The organism is Streptomyces sp. NPDC102270, assembly GCF_044766405.1.
GTDB lineage: Bacteria > Actinomycetota > Actinomycetes > Streptomycetales > Streptomycetaceae > Streptomyces.
In genome coordinates, this window is record NZ_JBIWLX010000071.1 from 1 (window position 1) to 1,426 (window position 1,426).

Consider the following 1,426-nt stretch of genomic DNA (forward strand, 5'->3'; position numbering starts at 1 on the left):
GGCGAGTACTTACTGGGTGGCGCCACTTCTTCCTCGTTTCCTTGTTCAGGACAACCCTATTGGGTGCCCGTCCGGAAACTTCGTGGCCCCTCACTGCCGGGACAACTCGACCTCCTTGCCGTGGATCCGCCCCACGACCCGCAGCACCGTGGTGGCACGGTCCGGCCCCAGGCTCGTCAGATGCCGGATGCGGTCCTCATGCACCTGCTTCAACCGGCGCAACTTCTCCACCGTGAATGCGGCGAGACCGCCGGGCGCATCAATCTCACCGTGATCACTGGCACACAGAAGCATCAGATTGTCGGCGTCATCCCGCCGCGCAAGGTCCAGGGGATGCCCACCCCGTGGAGACTGAGCGCCTGTGCTTCGGCCGACGATGTGGGCCAACTCGCCCAGATTCACAGTGCGCCCCGACATAGGGCCTTCCAGCAGGTACGCGTTGCACAACGCACACCGGCCCCCGCTGCGAACCCACACCTCGCGACGCACCTGCTCGGAAGCCTTGCCGCCCGTGCTGCGCGCGGCGTCCTGCCCGTCCACTCCATCTACCTCCGCACCACCCGCATCCCCCTCCTTAACGCTATGCGGCAACGGCCCCCGTCACGGGAGGAATTGAAAAGCCAGGACGAGCAGGTCCGATGCCGCAAGAGCGGCATCGGACCGTCGACTGTTTCAGCACAGGCTGGAGAGGTCGGCAACGACTGACTCCCCAAAACCCGGCCAGGAGGCCCCAACCCGCCGGAGCACGGGCCGCGCTCGCTGCTCGCCCCTCCTCCTGCTGAGAAGCGAGCAAGGCCCGCTATTGCCCTGCCAAAGGGAAGGCGCCGTGTGAGCTCAACGGACGCTACGGCAACCGGACCAGACACTCGGAGGGCAGAGGACAACGACGACCTGTAGACGTGCGCTGCCCATGCCTTGCTCCGGGGCCAAGTCTTGGCAGTAATCCAGAAACACACCACCGGGCAACTAGCCATGCAATGTCGCGGCATGCTTGGCTCATGAATGCCGCGCACATCTCCTTTGGCCTGGGCGAACACGAGGACGCCGCACGGGCGTTGCTGAGATCCGAGTGGTCCCTGGCCGATCTGCCGTCCGACATCAACGAGCCACGGCTTTGGACCATGACCAGCAGCGATGTCGACGGCCTTGCCGGGCTGACCGTCGTCACCAATGGTTTCAAGGGGGCCCAGGCAGCCGACGAGTTGCGCCCCTACAAGCCGGTGCTCGAGTATCTGGTGATCGACCGACGGGCCCGGGGCAGGGGCCTGGGACGTCAACTGGCCCGGCACGTCCTCGACGAGGCAGGCCAAGGCACGGACAGGGTCACTGTCTGAGGGGCCACGAAGTTTCCGGACGGGCACCCAATAGGGTTGTCCTGAACAAGGAAACGAGGAAGAAGTGGCGCCACCCAGTAAGTACTCGCCGG

Annotated in this window: 2 protein-coding genes; one reads left to right on the forward strand and one right to left on the reverse strand. The window is 65.1% G+C overall.

Going from position 1 to position 1,426, the window contains the following annotated elements; genetic code table 11:
- Positions 1 to 90 precede the first annotated feature (90 nt).
- Positions 91 to 540, reverse strand: coding sequence for an HNH endonuclease (locus tag ACIRP7_RS45610; RefSeq protein WP_403672975.1), 450 nt, complete (start codon positions 538 to 540; stop codon positions 91 to 93).
- A gap of 458 nt (positions 541 to 998) precedes the next feature.
- On the opposite strand from ACIRP7_RS45610, the gene ACIRP7_RS45615 reads away from it, so the two are divergent.
- Positions 999 to 1,334 (forward strand): GNAT family N-acetyltransferase, encoded by a 336-nt coding sequence (locus ACIRP7_RS45615; RefSeq protein WP_403672978.1) that lies wholly within the window; start codon positions 999 to 1,001, stop codon positions 1,332 to 1,334.
- Positions 1,335 to 1,426: the final 92 nt, after the last annotated feature.